The sequence below is a fragment of the Nocardioides sp. 616 genome, from assembly GCF_002930065.1.
Classification (GTDB): domain Bacteria; phylum Actinomycetota; class Actinomycetes; order Propionibacteriales; family Nocardioidaceae; genus Nocardioides; species Nocardioides houyundeii.
This window is the reverse complement of record NZ_POAG01000023.1, coordinates 1-22,297: the sequence shown is the minus strand read 5'-3', so window position 1 is coordinate 22,297 and position 22,297 is coordinate 1. Positions and strand designations below refer to the sequence as shown.

At 71.6% G+C, this 22,297-nt stretch carries 18 protein-coding genes and 1 pseudogene; 5 read left to right on the top strand and 14 right to left on the bottom strand.

Translation table 11 applies throughout. The features are described 5' to 3' along the window. Positions 1–61: 61 nt before the first annotated feature. From C5H89_RS19005 to C5H89_RS16240, 3 genes are read right to left on the bottom strand one after another with little or no spacing between them, the layout of a single operon-like run. Entirely contained in the window at positions 62–1,459 is a 1,398-nt protein-coding gene (locus C5H89_RS19005) for a DUF5719 family protein (RefSeq protein ID WP_162799423.1), read from the bottom strand. Continuing rightward, positions 1,456–4,356 carry a glycosyltransferase family 2 protein gene (locus tag C5H89_RS16245; RefSeq protein ID WP_104108033.1) on the bottom strand — a complete coding sequence of 967 codons (2,901 nt, stop codon included), beginning with the start codon at positions 4,354–4,356 and terminating at the stop codon, positions 1,456–1,458. The genes C5H89_RS19005 and C5H89_RS16245 overlap by 4 nt, the downstream gene beginning before the upstream one ends. A gap of 43 nt (positions 4,357–4,399) precedes the next feature. After that, entirely contained in the window at positions 4,400–4,654 is a 255-nt protein-coding gene (locus C5H89_RS16240) for a WhiB family transcriptional regulator (protein WP_104108032.1), read from the bottom strand. A 185-nt stretch (positions 4,655–4,839) separates the two neighbouring features. Here C5H89_RS16240 and cofD point away from each other — a divergent pair, with 185 nt between their 5' ends. The 3 genes from cofD to C5H89_RS16225 all read left to right on the top strand — a co-directional run bounded on the left by cofD (position 4,840) and on the right by C5H89_RS16225 (position 7,655). Beyond that, positions 4,840–5,838: a 2-phospho-L-lactate transferase gene (gene cofD, locus C5H89_RS16235; RefSeq protein WP_104108132.1), complete on the top strand. Its 999-nt coding sequence runs from the start codon at positions 4,840–4,842 to the stop codon at positions 5,836–5,838. Then, complete coding sequence (gene cofE, locus C5H89_RS16230; RefSeq protein WP_104108031.1) at positions 5,835–6,857, top strand: coenzyme F420-0:L-glutamate ligase; 1,023 nt, start codon at positions 5,835–5,837, stop codon at positions 6,855–6,857. Before cofD ends, cofE begins: the two co-directional genes overlap by 4 nt. 63 nt (positions 6,858–6,920) lie before the next feature. After that, the gene (locus tag C5H89_RS16225) at positions 6,921–7,655 is read left to right on the top strand and encodes a DUF3105 domain-containing protein (RefSeq protein WP_104108030.1); all 735 of its coding nucleotides are present in this window, start codon (positions 6,921–6,923) and stop codon (positions 7,653–7,655) included. A 16-nt stretch (positions 7,656–7,671) separates the two neighbouring features. On the opposite strand, the gene C5H89_RS16220 is transcribed toward C5H89_RS16225, so the two are convergent. Further along, a complete protein-coding gene (locus C5H89_RS16220; RefSeq protein ID WP_104108029.1) occupies positions 7,672–8,751 on the bottom strand; it encodes a mannose-1-phosphate guanylyltransferase in 1,080 nt (359 codons plus the stop codon). Positions 8,752–8,790: 39 nt separating this feature from the next. Here C5H89_RS16220 and C5H89_RS16215 point away from each other — a divergent pair, with 39 nt between their 5' ends. Continuing rightward, positions 8,791–9,519, top strand: a complete 729-nt coding sequence (locus C5H89_RS16215; RefSeq protein ID WP_104108028.1) for a TIGR03089 family protein — start codon at positions 8,791–8,793, stop codon at positions 9,517–9,519. Here the strand turns inward: C5H89_RS16215 and C5H89_RS16210 are convergent. From C5H89_RS16210 to C5H89_RS16165, 10 genes are all read right to left on the bottom strand, one after another. After that, positions 9,501–12,323, bottom strand: a complete 2,823-nt coding sequence (locus tag C5H89_RS16210; RefSeq protein WP_104108027.1) for an FG-GAP-like repeat-containing protein — start codon at positions 12,321–12,323, stop codon at positions 9,501–9,503. The two genes, C5H89_RS16215 and C5H89_RS16210, sit on opposite strands and share 19 nt — an antisense overlap. A 185-nt stretch (positions 12,324–12,508) precedes the next feature. Further along, a complete protein-coding gene (locus tag C5H89_RS16205; protein ID WP_104108026.1) occupies positions 12,509–12,916 on the bottom strand; it encodes a hypothetical protein in 408 nt (135 codons plus the stop codon). Between the two features lie 39 nt (positions 12,917–12,955). Continuing rightward, positions 12,956–13,729, bottom strand: a complete 774-nt coding sequence (locus tag C5H89_RS16200; RefSeq protein WP_104108025.1) for an ABC transporter ATP-binding protein — start codon at positions 13,727–13,729, stop codon at positions 12,956–12,958. After that, positions 13,729–14,622, bottom strand: a complete 894-nt coding sequence (locus C5H89_RS16195) for an ABC transporter permease (RefSeq protein WP_104108024.1) — start codon at positions 14,620–14,622, stop codon at positions 13,729–13,731. The genes C5H89_RS16200 and C5H89_RS16195 overlap by 1 nt, the downstream gene beginning before the upstream one ends. Next, complete coding sequence (locus C5H89_RS16190; protein WP_104108023.1) at positions 14,619–16,670, bottom strand: glycosyltransferase; 2,052 nt, start codon at positions 16,668–16,670, stop codon at positions 14,619–14,621. The genes C5H89_RS16195 and C5H89_RS16190 overlap by 4 nt, the downstream gene beginning before the upstream one ends. Further along, the gene (gene glf, locus C5H89_RS16185) at positions 16,667–17,872 is read right to left on the bottom strand and encodes a UDP-galactopyranose mutase (RefSeq protein WP_240181916.1); all 1,206 of its coding nucleotides are present in this window, start codon (positions 17,870–17,872) and stop codon (positions 16,667–16,669) included. The genes C5H89_RS16190 and glf overlap by 4 nt, the downstream gene beginning before the upstream one ends. A 38-nt stretch (positions 17,873–17,910) precedes the next feature. Beyond that, positions 17,911–18,819, bottom strand: a complete 909-nt coding sequence (locus C5H89_RS16180; protein WP_104108021.1) for a glycosyltransferase family 2 protein — start codon at positions 18,817–18,819, stop codon at positions 17,911–17,913. Next, positions 18,816–19,841 (bottom strand): glycosyltransferase family 2 protein, encoded by a 1,026-nt coding sequence (locus C5H89_RS16175; RefSeq protein ID WP_104108131.1) that lies wholly within the window; start codon positions 19,839–19,841, stop codon positions 18,816–18,818. The genes C5H89_RS16180 and C5H89_RS16175 overlap by 4 nt, the downstream gene beginning before the upstream one ends. A 36-nt stretch (positions 19,842–19,877) precedes the next feature. Continuing rightward, positions 19,878–21,371: an LCP family protein gene (locus tag C5H89_RS16170; RefSeq protein ID WP_104108020.1), complete on the bottom strand. Its 1,494-nt coding sequence runs from the start codon at positions 21,369–21,371 to the stop codon at positions 19,878–19,880. Between the two features lie 123 nt (positions 21,372–21,494). Continuing rightward, entirely contained in the window at positions 21,495–22,025 is a 531-nt protein-coding gene (locus tag C5H89_RS16165; protein WP_104108019.1) for an acyl-CoA thioesterase, read from the bottom strand. 42 nt (positions 22,026–22,067) lie between these two features. Between C5H89_RS16165 and C5H89_RS19000 the strand changes: the two are divergent. Beyond that, positions 22,068–22,297: pseudogene (locus tag C5H89_RS19000) on the top strand (hypothetical protein); the annotation flags it as partial.

Below are 22,297 nucleotides of genomic sequence, written 5' to 3'. Positions count from 1 at the left end.
GGCGTCGCGCCCCAACACCCGACCCGTCTCTGCCCCCTCCTGCCTGCCCCCGTGCCTGCGGTCAGTACAGCGCGGGGCGCACGTGCGGCACGTCGCTGTCCAGCACCAGCTCGCTCAACGGCTGCACCGAGCCGCCCGGGCCGCCGGTCACCAGCGCGGCCTGCACCGTCGCCCCCTCGGTGGCCAGCTCGACGTAGCGCGCGGCCTCGGGGAGGGCGGCGCTGAGCCCCATGCCCGGGCGCAGGCTGACCTGGACCGGCTCGAGCCGCCGACCCCGGGCGTCACGAGTGAGCACCGTCAGCTCGCTCACCCGGGCCGCGCCCGCGAGCACGACGCGCTTGGGCCCGGGGCCCACCACGGCCGCCGCGCGGGAGGAGACGGGTTCGGAGACCACCCCGTGCGAGAGGCCCTGCGGGGTGACGGCGCGCAGGGTGCCGCTGACCGGGTGGTCGGAGTCGAGCCGGATGCCCAGCGCCCCCTCGCCCTCGGCGCCTGCCAGCACCCGGGAGAGGTCGAGCACCGCGGTGGCGCCGGGCGCCACCACCAGCTCGTCGAGACCCGAGGGCGCGAACTCGCTGCGCGAGGTCACCAGCCGTACCGCGACCCGTGCCTCGTCCGCGCCGTCGTTGGCCACCACCAAGGTGCGCTCCCCGGTCCCGGCGCCGACGCCGAGCAGGTAGCCGGTGCGGGCCGGCGCCGCCTGTGCCGCGAGCCAGTCCTGGGTGACGGCGCCACCGGCGAGGTCCTCGGAGCGGTCGACGACCCAGGCGCCGAGCCGACCCCGCGAGACCTGCACCCGCAGGGTGAGGTCCTCGCGCTGCGGCACCAGCCGGGCCAGGTCCAGGCGCACCAGCCGCTGACCCCGCACGGTCAGGCCGCGCAGCCGTGGGACCTCGATCTCGCCGGTGGGGCCGAGCACGGTGATGTCCGCGACCGCGGGCCCACCGTCGGGGTTGACCAGCTCGAGCACCGACGAGTGCTCGGCACCGGCACCGACCCCGGTGAACCAGGTCTGCGCCTGGGGCGTGACGCAGGACGTCGCCGCGTCGCGCGCCGTGCGGCCGGCGACCAGGCCGGGCGCGGTCGCGTCCTCGCCGATCAGCACGGCCTGAGCGGGCTCGTCGATCTCCAGCGTCCGACCTGCCTCGAGCTCGAGCTCGTCGGTCTCCTCGTGCCGCAGCCGCACCACTCCGGTGGCCTCGGGGTCCGCGAGCGCCGCCGAGATGGCTCGACCGCCCGGCAGCGCCGGAGGGCACACCAGCGTGGTGCGGGTCAGCGGTGCCGAGGAGGGCGGCCGGCCCGACTCCTCGGTCGGTGTCGGGTGCACGGTGGCCAGGGCGGCCACGGTCAGCGCCGGGACCAGGAAGGCCAGCAGCGTGGTGGAGCTGATGGTGCGCTCCCGGGGCACCGCGACGCGTCGCCGGCTGCCACCGGCGGGCCGGGGATCCTGCTGGCTCATGTGCGCTCCCTGCGTCGGGTCACGGTGGGCGCCGACTGGACCAGGGCGAGCACGATCGCCGCGGCCTGCAGCACCAGCAGCACCAGGCGCCCGGGACCGACCCGGCTCTCCACGGCACCAGCCTGCAACGGCCGGTCCACCCGCCAGGCGCGGGTGGCCCGGTCCTCGGCGCTGGCCTGCACCAGGCCGCTGGCGGCGTCCAGCCCCGCGGCCACGCGGCCGTCGGCGGGTGCGGCCAGCACGACGTACTCGATGCCGAGCTCACCGAGGGCGGCCACGTCGGCCGGGGTCGGGCGGGAGGTCAGGCTGGTCACGGTCCTGGTCAGGTCCGCGTCCTCGGGTGCCAGGGAGAGGACCTCGTCCTCGCCCACGGTGATCCCGTCGCCGCGGCGCACCCGGTAGGTGAGCCCGTCCTCCACGGATCCGCGCACCACGAGCACGCCGCGCTCGGCGCCGGTCAGCGAGCTCTGGGCCATGTAGGCGGGCACCGCCTCCACCACGTCCTCGTCGAAGGAGTCGTCGGCGTCGACCAGCCACCACGCCAGACCTCCCAGGGGCACGAGGGCGGCGACCACCGCGAGCAGCCCGGCGGCCGCGCGCTGCCACCAGGGGTGAGCGGCCGCGTCGGTGAGGCGCCGCACCCAGGCGTCGGCACCCAGCACGGTGGCCACCACCGCGACTCCCTGCAGCACGACTACGAAGAACCCCAGGCTGGGGGGCGTGCTGGTAGCCGGCAGGTGCAGGGTCACCAGCCCCAGCGCGGCGGCCACGACCGCGGCCGCGAGCGCGATGATCCAGCAGATGGTGACCGGCACCCGGGTCAGCCGGGGCCAGATCGCCACCACGGCGAGGACACCGACGATCGCGCCCAGCCACCACGGCGCCCCCAGCTCGCCCAGGCGCCCGGTGAGCAGCTGGACGGCGTCGGCCTCGGCCACCGGGAGCCGGCCGGACTCCAGGAGCAGGCCGCTGGCCGAGCCCGTGGTGAGCAGCGGCACGAACCAGGGCGCCATGAGCAGCGGCACCACGCCCAGCGCCAGCGCGGGCGGCCCCCAGGCGGACCTGTCGGCCAGGAGCCTGCGACTGATGGCGAACCCGGCGGCCACCACGATGGCCGCCGCCAGCAGGGCGAACAGCCAGACCCCGGGCACGAAAGCCGCGGAGAGCGCGAGCAGCAGGCCGGTGCGCCAGGCGGCGCGCCAGCGACGGTCCGGCTCCGGGTCGGCGAACCCCAGGGCGGCATGGGACACCCACGGCAGCAGCATCGCCAGCGCGACGGTGCCGAACCGACCCTCGCCCCAGGCACCTGAGGTCACCGGGACCAGCGCGTACGTCGTGGCTCCCCAGGCGAGCACCCACCGAGGCAGGCCGCGGGGGTCGACCAGCCGACCCACGACCCGCAGCAGGCGCCAGGCGCCCCACAGGGTCAGCGGCACCGCGAAGACCATCAGCGCCCCGACCACCGCGCCGGGACTGCCGCCCAGCACCGTGCCGAGCAGCGCGAAGACCAGCACGTACGCCGGCGCGGGCACGTCGGTCCCGCTGCCCAGCGGGTGGCGGCTCTCCAGATGCAGGCGCCACCAGTCCGAGACCGACTGCGGGACCGGGGACAGGGCGCCGCCCTGGATCTCGCCGAAGCCCGCCCGGGCCGCCACCAGGGCCAGCACCACGAAGAGGGTCAGGGCGATGGCGAGCGGGTTGGTGAGGAAGCGCGTGACCAGGCCGGTGTCGGCGTAGAGCTCCTCCTCGTCCTCCTCAGAGGCTGCCGCCGGCCGGCGTGCGCCCTCCCGAGTGGTCGCGGTGGCTGCCGGCTCGTCGGCCAACCGGGCCGCCCGTCGGCGCTCGGCCACGTCCTGGGCCTGACCCAGCACCGCGGAGGCCAGGTCGCTGAGGAAGTCCAGCCCGTGCCGGTAGGGCACCCACCAGGGGGCCAGCAGGCCGCGCACGTCCCGTGGCGGCCCGGACCGACGCCTGGCCCGTGCGGCGCGGGCGGCCCGTACCTGGCCGGGATGTCCATAGACGTTGAGCAGCGCGGCCAGCTCGTCCAGTGCCTCGGGGACCGAACGGACCAGCAGGAACCCGAGCATGCGCAGCACGCTGCCCAGGGCGAGCCTGATCGTCAGGCCCAGCAGGCGACGCGACTCGACGTTGGCCAGCAGGGTGAACAGGGCGGCCCGGCGCTCCTGGTAGTGGGTGTGCCGGCCGGTCAGCGGCGTGCGCCGGACGCCGCGATGAGCGGCCTCGGCGTGGAAGACCACGGCCTGGGGCACGACCAGGGTGGTGTGCCCGGCGCGGGCGGCGCGCCAGCCGAAGTCGATGTCGTTGCCGAAGACGGCCAGCCGCTCGTCGAAGCCGTCCAGCTCCTCCAGCACCCGGCGGCGCACGAGCATCCCCGCGGTGTTGACCGCCAGCACCGGACGGACCTCGTCGTGCTGTCCCTGGTCGTACTCACCGCGCTCCAGACCGGTCTCACGGCGACCGGTGGGAGAGATGGTGATCCCCACCTCCAGCATCCGGCGCAGCGAGGGCCACTCGCGCAGCTTGGGCCCCAGCACGTCTGCCTCGGGATGCGCCTCGGCGGCGGCCAGCAGGGCGGCGAGCGCCCCGGGCTCAGGGTTCGCGTCGTCGTGCAGGAGCCAGATCCACTCCTCGTCACCGGTCGGCTCGAGGTGGGCGAGGGCGAGTCGCACGGCGGCCGGGAAGGTGGTCGAGGAAGGGGCTTGAAGCACCGCTTCGGCCCCGAAGGCCTCGCGGATCAGCTCTGCGGAGGAGTCCTTGCTGCCGGTGTCGACGGCGACGCCGCGGTCGATGCTGCGCTGCTGTCGGCGGACGCCGGCCAGGACCGCGGGGAGCCACCTCGCCCCGTCATGGCTGACGAGAATGGCGGAGACGATCACGCGGGGCAGCCTAACGACCGCCCCCGCGGTTGGCGGAAACGCCTCAGACCGCTCGCTTCTTCAGCTTGCGGCGCTCCCGCTCGGAGAGACCACCCCAGATGCCGAACCGCTCGTCGTTCAACAGCGCGTACTCGAGGCATTCGCCCCGCACGTCGCACGTCAGACAGACCTTCTTGGCCTCACGCGTGGAGCCGCCCTTCTCTGGGAAGAACGCCTCGGGGTCGGTCTGTGCGCACAGCGCACGGTCCTGCCACCCCATTTCCTCGGCGTCGGAATCAAGGAGAAACAGTTCTCGCATCGGCCCTCGCCCTTTCGACCCTGTGTTTCGTATACGACCCGTGTCCAACGTCACACAACCAGGGAAGCGGCGAGCGAAGAACACTGAGGGAATTACATGCCTGTCGTACCAACAAGTCAAGCCCCGGCCGTGCTATATCCAGACCACTGGTCAGGGACCAGGACCGTTCGCGCGAAGATATGCCCATGCGTGACATCACAGTGCTCTCCGGTGGTATGGGCGGCGCCCGGTTCATCCAGGGCCTGCTCCACGGAATCGCCGTCGGCACCATCCCCGGCCTTGCCCCCGACGCCCGGGTCACGGTGATCGGCAACACCGCCGACGACCTGTGGATCCACGGCCTCAAGGTGTGCCCCGACCTCGACACGGTGATGTACACGCTGGGGGACGGTATCGACCCGGAGCGTGGCTGGGGCCGGCGGGAGGAGACCTGGAGCGCCAAGGAGGAGCTGGCCGCCTACGGCGTGGAGCCGACCTGGTTCGGGCTCGGTGACCGCGACATCGCCACTCACCTGGTCCGGACCCAGATGCTCGAGGCGGGCTACGGCCTCTCCGCGATCACCGAGGCTCTGTGCCGCCGCTGGCAGCCCGGCGTCCGGCTGCTGCCGATGACCGAGGACCGGGTCGAGACCCACGTCGCGGTCACCGATCCCGAGCAGCCCAGCGGACGCCGCGTGGTCCACTTCCAGGAGTACTGGGTCCGGCTGCGGGCCGCGCCGCCGGCCGAGGCGGTGATCGTGGTCGGCCTGGAGGAGGCGACGGCGGGGCCTGGCGTGCTGGAGGCGATCGGGGAGGCGGACCTGGTGGTGCTGCCGCCGTCCAACCCGGTGGTCTCGGTCGGCACGATCCTGGGGGTGCCCGGGATCGGCGAGGCCGTGCGCACCACGACCGCCCCCGTGGTGGGCCTCTCCCCCATCGTCGGCGGCACGCACGTGCGCGGCATGGCCCACCAGATGCTCGACTGCATCGGCGTCGAGGTGAGCGCCGAGGGCGTCGGGCGGCACTACGGCGCCCGTTCCGCGGGCGGGGTGCTCGACGGGTGGCTGGTCGACGAGCACGACGCCGACCAGCTGGCCGGACTGCGTGCGGCCGGCCTCGCCGCGGCCGCCGTACCGCTGATGATGACCTCGCCGGAGGCCACCGCGACCATGGCCGCGGCCGCCGTCTCGCTGGTGCAGCGATGACCGGCACGACGCTGGTCGTCCTCGCCCCCGATGGCTTCCCCGAGGTGGCCCGGGGCACCGACCTCGCGACGCTGGTGGCGGACGCCGTCGAGCTGCTGCCCGGCGACGTGGTCGTGGTCACCAGCAAGGTGGTCAGCAAGGCCGAGGGCCGGGTCGTGGCCGGTGGAGACGACTCCTACGCCCGAGCGCTGGCCTCGGAGACCCTGCGGCTGGTGGCCAGCAGGGGGCCCGTGCAGATCGTCCGGCAGCGACTGGGTCTGGTGATGGCCGCAGCGGGCATCGACCGGTCCAACGTCAGCACCGGCAACCTGGTGCTGCTGCCCGAGGACCCCGACTCCTCGGCCCGGGAGCTGCGCCGCCGGCTGCGCGCGCTGACCGGGGTCAACGTCGGGGTGGTGATCACCGACACCTCCGGTCGCGCCTGGCGCGAGGGCCAGACCGACATCGCGATCGGGGTGGCGGGACTGGTCCCCCTGGAGCAGTTCGCCGGTCGCCACGACTCCTACGGCAACGAGCTGTCGGTGACGATGCCGGCGGTGGCGGACGAGATCGCCGGAGCCGCCGAGCTGGCCCAGGGCAAGCTCGGCGGGCGCCCGGTGGCCGTGGTGCGCGGCCGGCAGGACCTGGTGCTGACGCCCGAGGATGACGGTCCCGGCGCGGTCGCCCTGGTGCGGCCCGAGGGCGGCGACCTGTTCGGCTACGGGTCCCGGGAGGCCGTGGTGGCAGCCCTGGCGCAGGCGCCGGGGACCGCCTCGGTGTTCGGGTCCCCGGTCTCCGCCGAGGAGCTGCTGCACGCCGTACGCCGGGTGCTCCCCGGCGTCACGGCCGAGCGGGCGGCGGCGCGACAGGCTCCCGGCGCCGACGCCTGCACCGGGCTGGACCTCGCCCTGCCCCCCGGGGCAGCGCGCGAGGCCCTCGCCGCCCTGTGCTTCAGCCACGGCTGGCGCATCGCCCTCTGGCAGCCGGACGTGGCCCACCCTGACGCGGTCATCGCTCGCGTGTCACCAGATATTCCGTAGACTCAGCGATCGACCGCCGACGAGCGCACCGCCGTCGCCGACCCAGAGGCAGGACTCACCCACGTGGCAAAGCAGGACAAGACCGACCGCCGAGCCGTCATCGACGACCTCCGCAACAAGCAGCGCTCGGCCGAGCGGCGCAAGAACGGGATGATCGTCGGCGTCGCCGTCACCATGGGTTTGCTCATCATCGGCGCGGCCGCCTACAAGCCGATCACCGACGCCATGGATCTGCGCGAGTACAAGGACAAGAACCTGTCCGCCATCGGCGCGAAGGCCTCGGTCTGCCAGAAGGTCGAGACCAAGTCCGCCACCGGCGAGCAGGACCACGTCGAGCCCGGCACCCCCATCGACTACCCGGACGCACCGCCGGCGTTCGGCCAGCACTACGACGTCTGGGACAGCATCGACCGCAAGTTCTACACCGACGACCGCCCCGACGTCGGCGAGCTCGTGCACAACCTCGAGCACGGCTACACGCTGATGTGGTACGACGAGACGGTCGCGGCCGACGAGGAGCAGATGGACGCGCTGCGCGGCCTGGCCAGCAAGTTCGACAACGACAGCAACCTGCGCAACAAGTTCAAGGCCGTGCCGTGGACCTCCGAGGACGGAGCGGCGTTCCCCAAGGGCCAGCACATCGCCCTGACCCACTGGTCGATCGGCGGTGCCGGCAACACCGACACGTCCAAGCACGTCGGCGCGTGGCAGTACTGCTCCGAGCCCAGTGGCGAGGCGCTGGAGAAGTTCATGCTCGACTACCCCTACATGGACTCCCCCGAGCCCAACGCGGTCTGAGCGCCGCCGGCAGGGTTCAGATCAGCTCGTCGTGGCCGTCCTCGGAGAGGGCGGCCACGATCTTCTTCACCTCCTGGGCGCGGTCCAGGGTGGTGACGAGCAGGGCGTCGCCGGTGTCGACCACGACCACGTCCTCAAGTCCGATCACCGCCACCGTGCGGCCCCCGGCTGGGATCACCAGGCCGCTGGCGTCGATGCTGCGCACCAGGGTCGGCTCCCCCAGCACCTTCAGGCCTGATCCCGCGAGGAGGTCGGCCAGGGAGGCGAAGTCGCCGACGTCGTCCCAGCCGAACCGGCCGGCGACCACAGCCACCCGACCTGCGGCCGCGGCCGGCTCCGCCACTGCGTGGTCGATGGCGATCTTGGGCAGGTGCGGCCAGACCTCCTCCAAGGTGTCAGGGGCCGCGGCGACTGCGCGGAGCGAGGCGGCGAACTCGGGGTCGGTCTCGGCGAGCAGGTCCAGCAGCACCCCGGGGCGCACCACGAACATGCCGGCGTTCCACCGGTAGCCGGCCTCGACGTAGCCGGCAGCCACCTCGGTCGTCGGCTTCTCGACGAACTCCTCCACGCACCTGACCTCGCTGAGGCCGGGGACCGGGTCGCCCGCGCGGATGTAGCCGAATCCCGTGGCGGGGTGGGTGGGCTCGATGCCGATGGTGACCAGCCACCCCTGCTGGGCGGCGCGGTAGGCCGCCTGGACGGCCGAGGCGAACTGCTCGGACTCCGGGATCACGTGATCCGCGGCGAACGAGCCCAGCACCGCCTCGGGGTCGCGGCGCTCGAGCATCGCCGCGGCCAGGCCGATCGCCGCCATCGAGTCCCGGGCCGAGGGCTCGGCGACCACGTCGTCGGGCCCGAGCTCGGGCAGCTGCGCCAGCACCGCCTCGCGGTGTGCTCGTCCGGTCACCACCAGGCAGCGTGGCCCGGCCATCGGGGCCAACCGGTCCACGGTGGCCTGCAGCAGGGTGCGCCCCGAGCCCGTGAGGTCGAGCAGGAACTTCGGGGCCGAGGAGCGGGACACCGGCCAGAGCCTGGTGCCGGCGCCCCCTGCGGGGATGACGGCCCAGAAGTGGTCGAGCGGAGCGCGAGACGACATGGCCGCGAGGGTAGACGACGCCGCGCCTAGGCTGGGCCGGTGCCCACCTTTCCCGCGGTCCTCGACAGCCTCCTGCGACGCGATGCCGGACGTCCCCTGATCACCTTCTACGACCACGCCACCGGTGAGCGGGTCGAGCTGTCGGTGACGACGTACGCCAACTGGGTGGCCAAGGTCGCGAGCCTCCTGGTCGAGGAGTGCGACCTGGAGCGCGGGCAGCGGCTGCTGGTGGACCTGCCGCCGCACTGGCTGGGCCCGGTGTTCCTGGGCGCGGCCTGGACGGTGGGGCTCACCGTCGTGGCCGCCGAGCCGGCCGACGCCGTGGTGTGCGGTCCGGCGACCCTGGCCGACCACGCGGGATCAGCCGCCCAGCGACCGGTGCTCGCCTGCAGTCTGCGGCCGCTCGGGGTCCGGTTCGCCGAGGGGGTCCCGGACCACGTGCGCGACGTGGGGGTGGAGGTCTGGTCGCAGCCCGACGCCTTCATCTCCTACGACCCGCCGTCCGAGGCGGACCCGGCGATCGAGGCCGCCGGAGTCGGCCTCACCCAGGGTGAGCTGATGGCTACGGCCGCCGCCGGGAGTCTCCTCACCGACGGCGGCCGTCTCCTCACGGTGGCGAACCCGACTTCCCCATCAGCTGTCGCCACCTTCACCGAGCCGCTGGCACGCGGCGGCTCGATGGTGCTCGTGGCCCACGCCGACGCCGATCGCCTGGCGGCGATCGCGGCCGACGAGCGGGCCTCGGCGGTCTATCCCGCCAGGTCGTAGGCTCCCATTCCCTCGCCCAGGTAGCGCCGGTTGCGCAGACCCTTGTCGTTGCCGTTGACCAGGTAGAGCCGACCGGTGCTGGCCTCGCGCACCACCAGGTCGATGCGCTGACCCAGCTGGGCGTCGCTGATCGGGATCCGCCAGTCGTAGGGGCTCAGGTTGTACGTCGGCTTCGTGCGGGCCGCGAGCCGGGTCGCGGCGCCACTGAGGCCGGTCGCCGGGAGCGAGTCGAGGAAGCCGGCCGCGCCGTGACCCCGGTAGACCAGGGAGGCACCGCCGAGGGTTCCGATGAGGTCGGGGAACCCGTCGCCGGAGACGTCGCCGACCGCCTCGACGCCGGTCACGGGGCCCCACCCGGCGCCCAGCACCTGGGGTGCGGCGAGCTGGCCCTGCCCGTTGCCCCGACGCAGCACCATCGAGCCGTCCGCCTCGCGGGTCAGGACGTCGCCGTAGCCGTCGCGGTCCCAGTCACCGGCGTTGAGCACCAGGTTGGAGCCCGACAGGTCCGCGCCGGTGTCGATCGGGGCGCCGAGGTCGAAGGTGCCCCGGTTGGGGATGACGACCAGGGCACCGCCACGGCGACCCAGCAGGTCCGGTGCCGACGAGCCGGTGACCTGGGCGGTGGTCAGTCCGGCGACCTTGGGCAGGTTCGCCACCGGGCCCAGGGGCGACCCGAACGTCTTGTCGCCGTTGCCGGCCAGCACGTAGACGCTGCCCGAACGGGCGCGGACCACCAGGTCGGGACGGCCGTCGCCGGTGTAGTCCTGGCCACCGGCGATCTGGTTGTACGACGACCAGGTGCCGGCGGTCGGGCGGGCCTTCCGGAACATCGTGGCTCCCTTGCCGCCGGCCCTGCCGAGCCGGGTCCAGACCCGGCCCGTCTTGTCCCGTCCCAGCAGGTCGGGGCGGCCGTCGGTGTTGATGTCGCCGACGCCGACCAGCTTGACGTAGCGACCCCAGTCCTTGCCGAGCCGCACCTTGGTGAAGCCGTGCTTGGGCGTGCCGAGGTAGGCGACGGCCGAGCGGGCTCCCCGGACCAGGGAGACCAGGTCGTTGCGGCCGTCGCCGTTGATGTCACCGACGGCGGTCATCGAGCGACTGCCCTTCATCGACTTCACGGTGCGAGTGGCCCGGGCGAACGTGCCGGTGCCCGTGCCGGGGCGGAGCTTGCCCACCCCTGAACGTGAGGTCACCACGAGGTCCGGGACGCCGTCGCCGGTCAGGTCGGGTGAGACCAGGGCGTCGGCCTTGCGATCCCACCCGGAGCCGAAGAGCGTGGCGGTGCGCTCGAACGAGAGCAGGCCGCCGGTGGGGATGATCAGCCCGCGACCGTCCGAGGCCCGTCTCACGATCAGGTCGGGGTGCGGGGTGCCCGCCAGGTTGGAGCTGAGCTGCGCCTCGGTCCACTCCGGCGTCGCGGGCTGGCTGGTGATCGGGGCGCCGGAGGCCTGGGCGGCCGCCGCCGCGGTCCTGATCGCCGGCAGCTGCGCGTAGAGGTACTTGCCCGGACAGGCCGTGCTGCCCGCGTCCCGGTGACCGCTGATGGCCTTGAACACCGAGCGCCCCACCTTCTGCGAGGTGGAGGCCGGGCTCACCCCGTGCAGTCCCAGCTTCCAGCCGAACAGCTGGCCGTAGGCCTGCAGCATCTCCGCCGGCGGCTGGACCAGGTCGAAGTTGCCGATGGCCGACATCGCGAACGAGTAGTCGTTGTAGTTCAGCGTGTGGGCACCCACCACGGCCTTGTCGATGCCGCCGTACCTGCCCTCCCAGATGCGACCGAACCGGTCGACCAGGAAGTTGTAGCCGATGTCACTCCAGCCGCGGGACTTCACGTGGTAGGCGTAGATGCTGCGCAGGATGCCCGGCACCTGGTCGGCGGTGTAGTCGTTGGCGTTGACCGTGTGGTGGACGAAGCCGGCAGTGATCGTGCCGTAGCGCAGCGAGCTCTTGTCGCGGATGCTCTCGTCGGCTCCCCACTGGGCTCGCGAGAAGATGGTGGGCTGGGCGGCCTTGCGGGAGGCCTGCAGCGCGATGGCGTCCGGGGAGGCCTCGGCGGCCGGGTCGGTGACGACCGGGTCGGTGACAGCCGGGTCGGCGCCGCTGCCGTCGGTCGGCCCGGTCTCGAGCTCCGGGGCCTCCTGGCGCGTCTGCGTCGCCTGACCGGGGTCGACGACGGAGAGGGACAGGTCGGCCGGAAGCTCGCCGGAGGCGTCGGCGCGAACCTGGACCTCGTCCACGTCGCCGATGATCAGCGGCTCGGTCCCGGGACGGGCGCTCTTCGCATCCGGGCTGTCCGGGTCCGGGGCGTGGTCGTCGTGGTACTCGAGGCCGCTCCACTCGCTCCACCCGTCCTCGACCCGGGTCCGCACCTGCAGCGTCAGCGCGTCATCGGCGACGCTCTCGCCGGCCGCCCAGGTGACGCCCACCGCGCCGTACCCCTCGACGGGCGCGGTGGCCGTCGCCTCGGCGGCCGGCTCGGCGAAGCCGGTCTCCCCCTCGGAGTCGGCCAGAGAGTCAGGAAGGGAGTCCGCCGACGAGTCAGCCTGCGGGGCCTCAGGGGCCTCGGGGGCCTGCGGGGCCTCGGGGGCCGGGACCAGCGCGTACTCGTCGACCTCCGGGTCCACCGGCGTGGTGGGCACCAGGGCCGAGGCGAGGACGGCCGTGCCCGGGGCACTGTCCGACGGCGGCTGGGAGACCACGTCGAGGGAGAGCACTGCGGCAGCGGGCGTCAGGACGGCCAGCACCACGCCGAGGGCCAGCAACTGCTGGGTGGCGGTGATGAAGCGAGAGTGAGAACTAGGCATTTTTTGGCTACTCCAGTGCGGGGGAAGAGTCACACGGGTAGCAAGTTTCACATCAGTCCCACCAGTTACTCCACTGTTTCTGAGTAACTACAACGGTGTAATTTCCAGTCGACACGCCGGTCAATGCTCAGTTTGTCAATTTCTCGGGCCGCTGAACAGCACTTCCTGCGGGAGGCCGCCTCCGGTCAGGGGGCGTAACCGGGGTCCATCAACGGGTCCACACCCTCGTCCCAGCAGCGCCACGGGGCCACCTCGTCGGTCTCCACACTGCGCGCGCGGACGCAGAAGCCGCTATCCACCGGCTTCACCGAGACCTGGCTGTCCGGGGCCGCGGTGAACGTGCCCGTGCCGTCCTCGGTGGGGAACACCACCACGGCCTCGTCCGGCTCCACGGTCGCAGCGGTCACCTCTCCCAGCTGGGCGAGGTGCCGATACTGCACGGAGGCCATCTCCGAGCGGTTCTCGTACAGCGGGCGCCGATCGTCCAGGCTGTCGTCGAGGCGGTGCGCCAACGGCAGGACCAGCAGGATCAGCGCGATCAGCCCGACCGCACCCAGGATGAACTGCTTGTTCAGCTCGAAGGCCTCACGCATCGTGCCGCTCGCTCTCTGTCTGCGCTGGTGACCGGGTCATCAGATGTCCGCGCCGAGGCCGTCGTCGGCGTCGACCTCGCCCGGCTCCTCGTCGTCGTACTTGAGGAAGTGGATGCCCTCGTTCACACCGCCGTCGAACGTCAGCCTGCCCTTGTCCAGGACCAGGACCCGGGTGCACAGCTGACGCACGGCGCCCGGGGCGTGGCTGACGTAGAAGATCGTCGTGCCGGAGTCCCGGATCTCGTCCATCTTGATCTTGCACTTGCGCTTGAACGGCCGGTCGCCGACCGCCAGCGCCTCGTCGGCGATGAAGATGTCGGAGTCCACGTGGATGGCCACCGCGAACCCGAGGCGGGCCTTCATGCCCGAGCTGTAGTAGGTGACCGCGGTGTCCAGGAACTTCCCGAGCTCGGCGAACTCCACGATCTCGTCGAACTTGCGCTGGGTCTCGGCCCGGGTCATCCCGAGGATGGCCGCGTTGAGCCACAGGTTCTCGCGTCCGGTCAGCTGCATGTCGAAGCCGGCGCCGGTGGCGATCAGCCCGGCGATGCGGCCCCGGGTCAGGACCGTGCCGGAGTCGGGGCGCATCACCCCGCTGATCAGCTTGAGCAGGGTGGACTTGCCCGAGCCGTTGAGCCCCATCAGGCCGATCGACTCCCCCTGGGCGACGGTGAAGCTGACGTCGTCCACGGCGTTGAACTCGTCGTGGGTCGGGAGCCCCTTCGCCTTCGCGAGCGCGATCTGCTTCAGCGAGCGGTGGTACTGCATGGTGAAGGACTTGGTGGCGTGGTTCACCTCGATGAAGTTCGTCATCACAGCCGCTCCGGGACGCGCTTCTCGAGCCTGGTGAAGGTCAGCTGGGCGACGATCAGGAGGACGAATGAGAGCGCCAGCATGATCAGCCCCCGCGACCACAGGTCGGGCGGCATGTGGATCACCGTGGTGGCTCCCGGCTCCGAGGTGGTGCCGCTCCAGAAGCAGCGCTGGATCAGCAGCACGGCCTCGGCCATCGGGTTGTAGAGGTAGATCTCCGCACCCGCGGCTCCGAACCTGTCCTGGACCATGGTGAACGGGTACATCATCGGCACGCTGAAGGTGACGAACTGGTTCAGGGTCTGCACGACCTTGCTGAAGTCCCGGAAGAAGACGTTGGCGACGCTGAAGATCAGCGCCAGCGCCAGGCCCAGGACGAGCACGATGCCGAAGCCCAGCAGGCCGGCAAGCAGGCCGACGGGGTCCGGTCGCCAGCCGGCGAACACACAGGCGACGAGCAGGATGACCAGCATCGGCCCGGTGTGCCACAGCGAGACCAGCATCCGGGCCACCGGGAAGAGCTCCTTGGGCATGGCCAGCTTGGTGATCAGGCTCCGGTTCTGCACCAGTGACTGGGTGCCGCCGCCGAAGGTCTCGGTGAAGAAGTGCACGATCACCATCCCCGCGAACAGGTGGATGGCGAAGTTCTCCACGCCGGCGCCGCGGCCGATCATGATCTGGAAGACGAAGTAGAACATCAGGAAGCGCACGGCGGGCTGGAGGTAGCTCCAGGCCCAGCCCAGCGCGGTGCCCTGGTAGCGCGACTGAATCGTGTTGTGCACCAGCATCCGCAGCAGGTAGCGCTTGCGGAACACCTCCAGCAGCCCGGAGGTGGCTGCCGGGGGCGCCAGCGGCGGCAGCTGCTGGCGCTCCGTCTCCAGCCCGGTCGTCATGGGCGACCCGCGGCGCTCTCGTCGTCGCCCTCGGTCCAGGGCCGGAACGTCTCGGTCCAGGCCTCGGGTGAGGTGACCTCCGACAGCGCGGCCTGGTACTCGGCCGCGAGACGCGGCCACTCCCGGTGCAGCCGCTGGTGGATCTCGATCGTCTTGCGCAGCAGCTCCCGGTACTTCTCCGGGTCCCGCTTGTACAGCGCCGCGGACGTGCCGTCGTTCATCGACACGATGGCGGAGTCGTAGCGCGCCAGGCGGTACCAGTTGGCGTCCATCGCGGTGAGCTCTGCCTCGGGATACTCCTTGGCCATCGCCCGGGGGGGACGCAGCTGCCGGATGGGGGCGAGCCCGGCGGTGAGCAGCAGGGAGAGCCGGCCGGGGATCTCGATGCCGTCCTTGCCCTTGCGCGGTGGCTTCTCGCGTCGTACCGGGGGGAACGCGTCGGGGTCGGTCTTGAGCTGGGCGTCGGTGAACTGCTTGCGCAGCGCGTTGATCTCGCCCAGCTTGCCCGGCAGGTCGGCGTGCAGCTGACCCGGACCGGCCAGCACGTCGAGCAGGGCCTGGTGCCGGATCTGGGCGGTGGAGTATTGCAGCGAGACCAGGTGCTTGATCTGGTGGTTGAGGCTCTCGCGCACCATCCGCCCGCCGCGCTCGTACGGCGAGTGCAGCAGCGCCGCGACGAACCGGTTGCGCTGGTGGAAGTAGGCCTGCCAGTCGACGCCGTCGTTCTTGTCCGACCACGGCACGTGCCAGACCGCGGCGCCGGGGAAGCTGACGGTGGGAAACCCTGCGGCCTTGGCGCGCAGCCCGTACTCGGAGTCGTCCCACTTGATGAACAGCGGCAGGGAGAGCCCGATCTCCTCCAGCACCTGACGCGGGATCAGGCACATGAACCAGCCGTTGAAGTCGACGTCCGCGCGCTTGTGCAGCCAGCGCGCCGAGCGCAGGTTGCGGGCCCCGAAGTCCCAGTCGCTGTAGCCGTCGAGCCGGGTCTGCCACCAGAAGCGCCACGGCTGGATGATCTCGCCGAAGCTGTGCAGCCGGGAGCGCGAGTAGATGCTGAACATGTGCCCACCCACGATGGTGGGGCGGCGGGCCAGGTCGCCGAAGGTGATGGCACGGATGACGCCCTCGGGCTCGCACACCACGTCGTCGTCCATCATCAGCGCGTAGGTGGCGGTGCCCTTGCGCACCGACTCCAGTTGGCCGCGGGCGTAGCCCCCGGAGCCACCCAGGTTGCCCTGCACGATGACCCGCAGCCGCTCCCCCAGCGTCTTCTGCGCGGCGGGGAAGAACTCCGAGTCGGTGACCGGGTCCGAGCCCTGCTCCATCACCAGGACCTCGTCCAGGTAGGGGCGCAGGTCCTCGTCGTCGGCGAGCTGCCCGATCAGCTTGGCGCAGAAGTCGGGACGGTTCATGGTGGTGATGCAGATGTCGGCGGTGCCGTGCTCGGCCCGCTCGGCCGGCACCTGCGCGCTCCACTCGGCCGACTCGACCACGGCGTCCTCGTCACCGGCGACCACGTCGTACCAGTACCAGCCGCCGTCGACGAACGGCGTCAGCGACAGCTCGAAGGAGAAGGTCGCCACGCCGTTCCCGTCCAGCACCGCACCGTTGACGGTGCCGGTGTCGACCCGCTGGGAGCGACCGTTGGCCATCGACTTGTAGACGGTCACCGAGGCGTCCGCTCCGCGCAGCCGGACCGTCAGGGTGACCTCGTCCACGATCGTGTACCGGCGCCAGTAGGAGGCCGGGAACGCGTTGAAGTAGGTGCCGAAGGAGAGCTTGACACCGCGCGGGACCCGCAGCGCGGTCCGGGAGATGATCTGGTCGGGGCGGACGCTGGCACCCGTGGAGGTGGACTGCCGGATCGCGGCGTTGTTGAGGTCCTTGGCGGCCCGGTTCCCGCCGATCTCGTAGCGGTCCGCGTCCAGGCGCGGCTCCTCCGGGTCGACGTACAGGGCGAACACGTCGGTGTCCTTGTCGATGGGCAGGATCTGCCGCTGCAGGAGCCTGGTCACGAGACCGTCCTGCTTCGTGGAGACACTCACTCGTCCACTCCTCCGCTCTTGAGCTCGGCGCCGTCAGCGAAGTGCGGCCGGAGCTTGTTGTCGTACATGGAGAGGGCCGAGCCGATCGCCATGTGCATGTCGAGGTACTTGTAGGTGCCGAGGCGGCCACCGAAGAGCACCATGGGCTCGGCCTTGGCCAGCTCCCGGTACTTCAAGAGCTTGGCCCGGTCCTCGGCGGTGTTGATCGGGTAGTACGGCTCGTCGCCCTCCTCGGCGAAGCGGCTGTACTCGTGCACCACCACCGTCTTGCCCGCGAGGTACTTGCGCTCGGGGTGCAGGTGCTTGAACTCCAGCACCCGGGTGAAGGGCACGTCGGCGTCGTTGGCGTTGACCACCCCGGTGCCCTGGAAGTCGTCGACGTCCAGGGTCTCCTGCTCCAGGTCGATCGTGCGCCAGGAGAGCCGGCCCTCGGAGTTGTCGAAGTAGGCGTCCACGGGGCCGGTGTAGACGATCGGGACCTTGCCCCGGTAGTCCTCGGCGACGTCGAAGAAGTCGGTCTCCAGCCGCACCTCGATGTTGGGGTGCTCGGCCATCCGGGTCAGCCAGGCGGTGTAGCCGTCGACGGGCAGGCCCTCGTAGGTGTCGCTGAAGTAGCGGTTGTCGAAGGTGTAGCGGACCGGGAGGCGGGTGATGATGTCCGCGCTCAGCTCCTTGGGGTCGGTCTGCCACTGCTTGGCGGTGTAGCCCTTGACGAACGCCTCGTAGAGCGGGCGGCCGATCAGGCTGATCGCCTTCTCCTCGAGGTTCTTGGCGTCCTCGGTGGCGATCTCGCTGGCCTGCTCGGCGATCAGCGCCCGAGCCTCGTCGGGGGTGTGGGAACGGCCGAAGAACTGGTTGATCAGGGCCAGGTTCATCGGGAAGGAGTAGACCTGTCCCTGGAACTTCGCGAAGACCCGGTGCTGGTAGTTGGTGAACGCGGTGAACCGGTTCACGTAGTCCCACACCCGCTGGTTGGAGGTGTGGAAGAGGTGGGTGCCGTACTTGTGCACCTCGATCCCGGTCTCGGGGTCGAACTCGGAGTAGGCGTTGCCACCGAGGTGGCTGCGCCGCTCCAGGATCAGCACCTTCAGCCCGAGATCGCTGGCGCAGCGCTCGGCGACGGTGAGACCGAAGAAGCCGGAGCCCACGATCACCAGGTCTGGCAGCTCACCCTGGGAGGTCGGGAGGGCGGAGTCGGTCAAGGGGGTGCTCCTCACATCGGTCATAAGCGGCCACGAGTCTAGCCGCGCGGGGCGGGACGACCCGGCACCCCACGCATGCCCCAGGCATCCCTGATGGCGCGGATCACGTTGCGAGCCTCCGCCCGGCCGCCCCGCAGGGGACTGAGCAGGACCACCGCCGCGGCGACCGCGAAGGGCTTGAGGCGGACCGCCAGGTTGTTTCCGTAGCGCAGGTGCACCACGAACAGGTTGCGGTACATGAAGTACCCCTTCCAGCCGGCCAGGTCGTGCTGCTGGTTGAAGTCCAGCTGGCGCACCAGCACCGCGTCCCGGACCGCGACGATGCCGAAGCCCGCGCGCCGGGCGCGGATCGCGTAGTCGACGTCGTCGTAGAAGATGAAGAAGGAGGGGTCGGGCAGGCCGATGGCGTCGACCACCTCGCGGGCCACCATGAAGCCCTCGAACGCGACGTTCTCCACCGGCACCAGGGGCGGCATCTGGGCGCGGGCGGCGTACGTCGAGTCGACGCTGGCCGTCTTCGGCCGGATCGCCAGCGGGTTGTCCAGGTCGAACCGCACCGCGGCCTTCTCGACCAGGGCGCCGTCCAGGTCCTCGCGGACCGCCATCAGGCAGGGCCCGTCCTGGGCCATCAGCACGGCCAGGCAGTCCGGTGCCGGCACCACGTCGTCGTCCATCAGCCAGATCCGGTCGTGCCCGGCGGCGTGGGCGAGCTCGGTGCCGCGGTGGAAGCCGCCGGCACCGCCCAGGTTCTCGCTCATGTGCACCACCCGCAGCGGCAGGTCGTCCCGGGCCGCCAGCACCGCCCGGGTGTGGTCGGTGCTGGCGTTGTCCACCACCACCACCTCGTCGGGCCGGCGGGTCTGGGCGGCCAGCCCGTCCAGCATCCGCGAGAGCAGGTCGGCCCGGTTGAAGGTGACCACCACCACCGCCACGCTCGCTGCGCTCATGCCAGGAACCGCCGGTGCCCGGTGAAGTCCCCGCGCAGCCCGTCCCGCATGGCGGCCAGGCTCAGCCCCACCCGCCGCGGCTGCGGCCGGGTGAACAGGTAGAACCACAGCGTCTTGACCACGAACGCGAGCGCGTGCAGGTTGCCGCGGTAGGCACGGAGGTTGACCAGGTTGTTGCGCGCCATGCAGTAGTGCTTGAGGTCGCTCGGGCTGTGGTTGTACGTCGTCCGGCCGAACATCATGGGCGTGCCCAGGTCGTCGGTGGCCGGGTGGGCGAATCGCGCCGCGGTCACGGTGGCGCAGCGGGCGTTCGCCGCCAGCGCCCGCCACAGGTACTCCACGTCGTCGCCCCAGATGAAGAACTCCTCCCGGGGCAGGCCGATCCGCGCCACCAGCTCGGCGGTCACCAGCACCCCGTTGAACGGGATCACCACGTCGGCGATGAGCCCGTCGCGGGCAGCGGCCTGGACCGAGGCCATGTCGTGCACCACCCGGCTGCTGCCGGGCAGCCGGATCGGGAAGCACAGCCGCGAGGGGTCCTGCTCGGCCACCACCGCGGGCCCCCAGAAGTCGAGCTCCCCGTCGTGGGCGAGCAGCAGCTCCAGACAGTCCGGCTCGGGCAGGCCGTCGTCATCCATCAGCCAGACCAGGTCCGCCCCGAGCTCGGTCGCCCAGGCCAGGCCGTCGTGGAACCCTCCGGCGCCACCGCGGTTGGTCATCGCGGTCCGGCCCAGCACCTGCGGGCCGGGCCCCAGCCCCGCAACCTCGGTCGCGAGCTCGGCCGTCGGGTCACCCGCGGGGGCCTCCAGCGCCGGCTCGAGCGGAATCGCCTGGTGGCTCGGCAGCGACGCCAGCCACTCCCCCGTGCCGTCGGTCGAGGCGTTGTCCAGGACCAGCACGGCCTCCAGCCGCGGGAGGCTGCGCAGCCGCTCGACCAGGCGCTGCAGCAGCTCGAGGCGGTTGTAGGTCACCACCACCGCGACCACGCGTCGCGGGCTCGGCGCCGGTTGCTCGGGAGTCACGGCGTACACCCTAGGGGGCGGGACCCTTGGGCCCGGTCAGCAGGCGCTGCCGAGGTCCTCGGCCTGGTTGGCGGCGTAGCCGGAGCTCAACGTGCCGACCGATCCGCCGGTGACCGGAGCCGGGGTGGAGGGTGTGGTCTGCGGCGCGGCTGGCGGGGCGTCGGTGGTGGGCGCAGCCGGGGTGGCCGCCTCGACCGGCGCAGGCGGCTGGGACGGCTTGACGCCCTCGGCGCGGTCGATCGCGGTGGAGACGGTGCTGTGCACCACGGCCATGTCCGGAGCAGCGGTGTTGATCAGCGGCGGGACCAGCGAGACGGTCGACATCTTCTGAGACTTGGCCTTCAGCGCCAGCTGGAGGAAGCGGTCGACCTCGCTGCCGGGGACGTTGGTGGAGATCATCGCGCTGCTCGCCTTGGCGATCTTCTCGAAGTTGCGCAGCGCCTGGTCGGGGCTGACCTGCTGCAGCATGGCGTTCATCACGCACTTCTGACGGGCCATCCGCGAGTAGTCGTCGGAGCCGTGGCGGGCGCGGGCGAACCACAGCGTGTCCTGGCCGTTGAGCTTCTTCACGCCCGGCTCGATGTAGTGGAAGTAGGACTCGTGGGGCAGGCCCACCGGGATCCGGTCGCGCACGTTGAGCTCGACCCCGCCGAAGGCGTCCACCAGGTCCTTGAAGCCCTGGAGGTTGACCATCGCCCAGTAGTTGATCTTGAGGTCGGTGATCCCCTCCACCGCCGAGATGGTGGCGTCGATGCCGGGGTTGTCGGAGTCGCCGAACAGGTCGGTGTGGTCCTGCGCCCAGGTGCTGACCCCGTTGAGGTAGCAGCCGTCGCAGTCGAAGCCCTGCGGGAACTCGGCTGCCATCGCCGAGCCCTCGGCGAAGGGGAAGCTGGCCATGTTGCGCGGCAGCCCGATGAGCACCGTGCGACCGGTCTCGGCGTCGATGCTGGCCACGGTGAGGGAGTCCGGGCGCAGGCCCCAGCGGCCCGCCCCCGAGTCACCGCCCAGGAGCAGCACGTTGAAGCGTCCCTCGTGTGCTCCGACCACCTTGCTGTCGCCGAACATCGTGACCATGAAGTCACGCTGCACCCCGACCAGGTGGGCGCCGAAGAGCAGCGAGCCCGCGACGGAGAAGCAGAGCATCCCGTTGACGCCGACCGCCGCCAGCCGATGGTTCTGCAGCAGGCTGAGCGGCTGGCCGATGCGCCAGGCGTCGATGAACAGCGCCGCCCAGCCGACCGCCAGCGCCATCAGGAGCAGGCGCACCAGTCCCAGCAGCAGCGTGTTGGAGACCGCCCAGAAGACCAGCGGGTGCCACAGGACGGAGACGAGGAGGGTGAGTGCGACCACGGCAACCAGACCCAGCCAGATCCGCATCGCGACCCGACCCAGGCGGCGGTTGCCTCCCACCAGCTGCGCCGATCCGGGGACGAGCAGCGTCATCACCATCAGGGCGAGCGCCCGACGGAACCGCACCCGGGCGGCGCGGTCGGGGACCGCGAGGGGGCGGTTCGGGGCGGGGGAAGACATCGGGCCTCACTGCGTGGGGGGGGAAGAGAACAGCTGGGACGTTCAGTATCACCAGTCACACCCGTCACGCCCGTGCAGGCGCCTCGGCGTGTCAGCCCTCGGCTGAGCTCCCCCGCGCCGACCTCAGGCGCGTCCGCGCTCGATCTCGGTCCGTCTCGCCAGCCGGTGCTGCCGCCGGATGCCGGCCTCCCGGTGCCGGCGTACGTCGACGGCGCTCTCCAGCAGCAGCTCCGGCACCGGGCGGGCCTGCCCGGAGGCGTCGACCGCGACGAACACGAAGTACGCCGAGGCGACGTGCCGAGGCTCGTTCGCAGCGCTGTTCCACGGCTGCGCCTCGACCCGCACCCCGATCTCCATCGACGAGCGTCCCGCCCAGTTGACCTGTCCCGAGGCCCGCACGATGTCGCCCACGTACACCGGGTGCAGGAACGCCATCTGGTCCATCGCCGCCGTCACCGCAGGCCCTCCGCTGTGGCGCTGGGCCACCGCGCCCGCGGTGGAGTCGGCGAGCTTCATGATCTCCCCGCCGTGGATGTTGCCGAGCAGGTTGGCGTGCACCGAGCCGGTCATCAGCGACAGCGAGACCCGGGAGTAGGAGGTGGGGCGCGCCTCAGCTGGCTGGTCCGAGTGGTCGGAGTCCCTCTCAGAGTGCATGGTGCGCAGGTTATCGCCGCGCCCCTCGGGTAGTTTCGTGCCATGGCTGATCGACCTCGGGGAAAGGGCGGCCCCGAGGAGGGGACCCCTGAGTACCAATGGCTCTACGGCAGGAGCAAGGGCTCCGACTCTCCGTCCCCCGCCGAGCCCACGCGTCCCGTCTCCCGGCCGTCCCGGCCCGACGAGACCCGGATGATGCCCACCACCCCGCGGCCCTCCGGCGGTCGCGCCGAGCCCCGGCGCGCCGGCGCGCCGGCCGCGCCGCCCCCGCA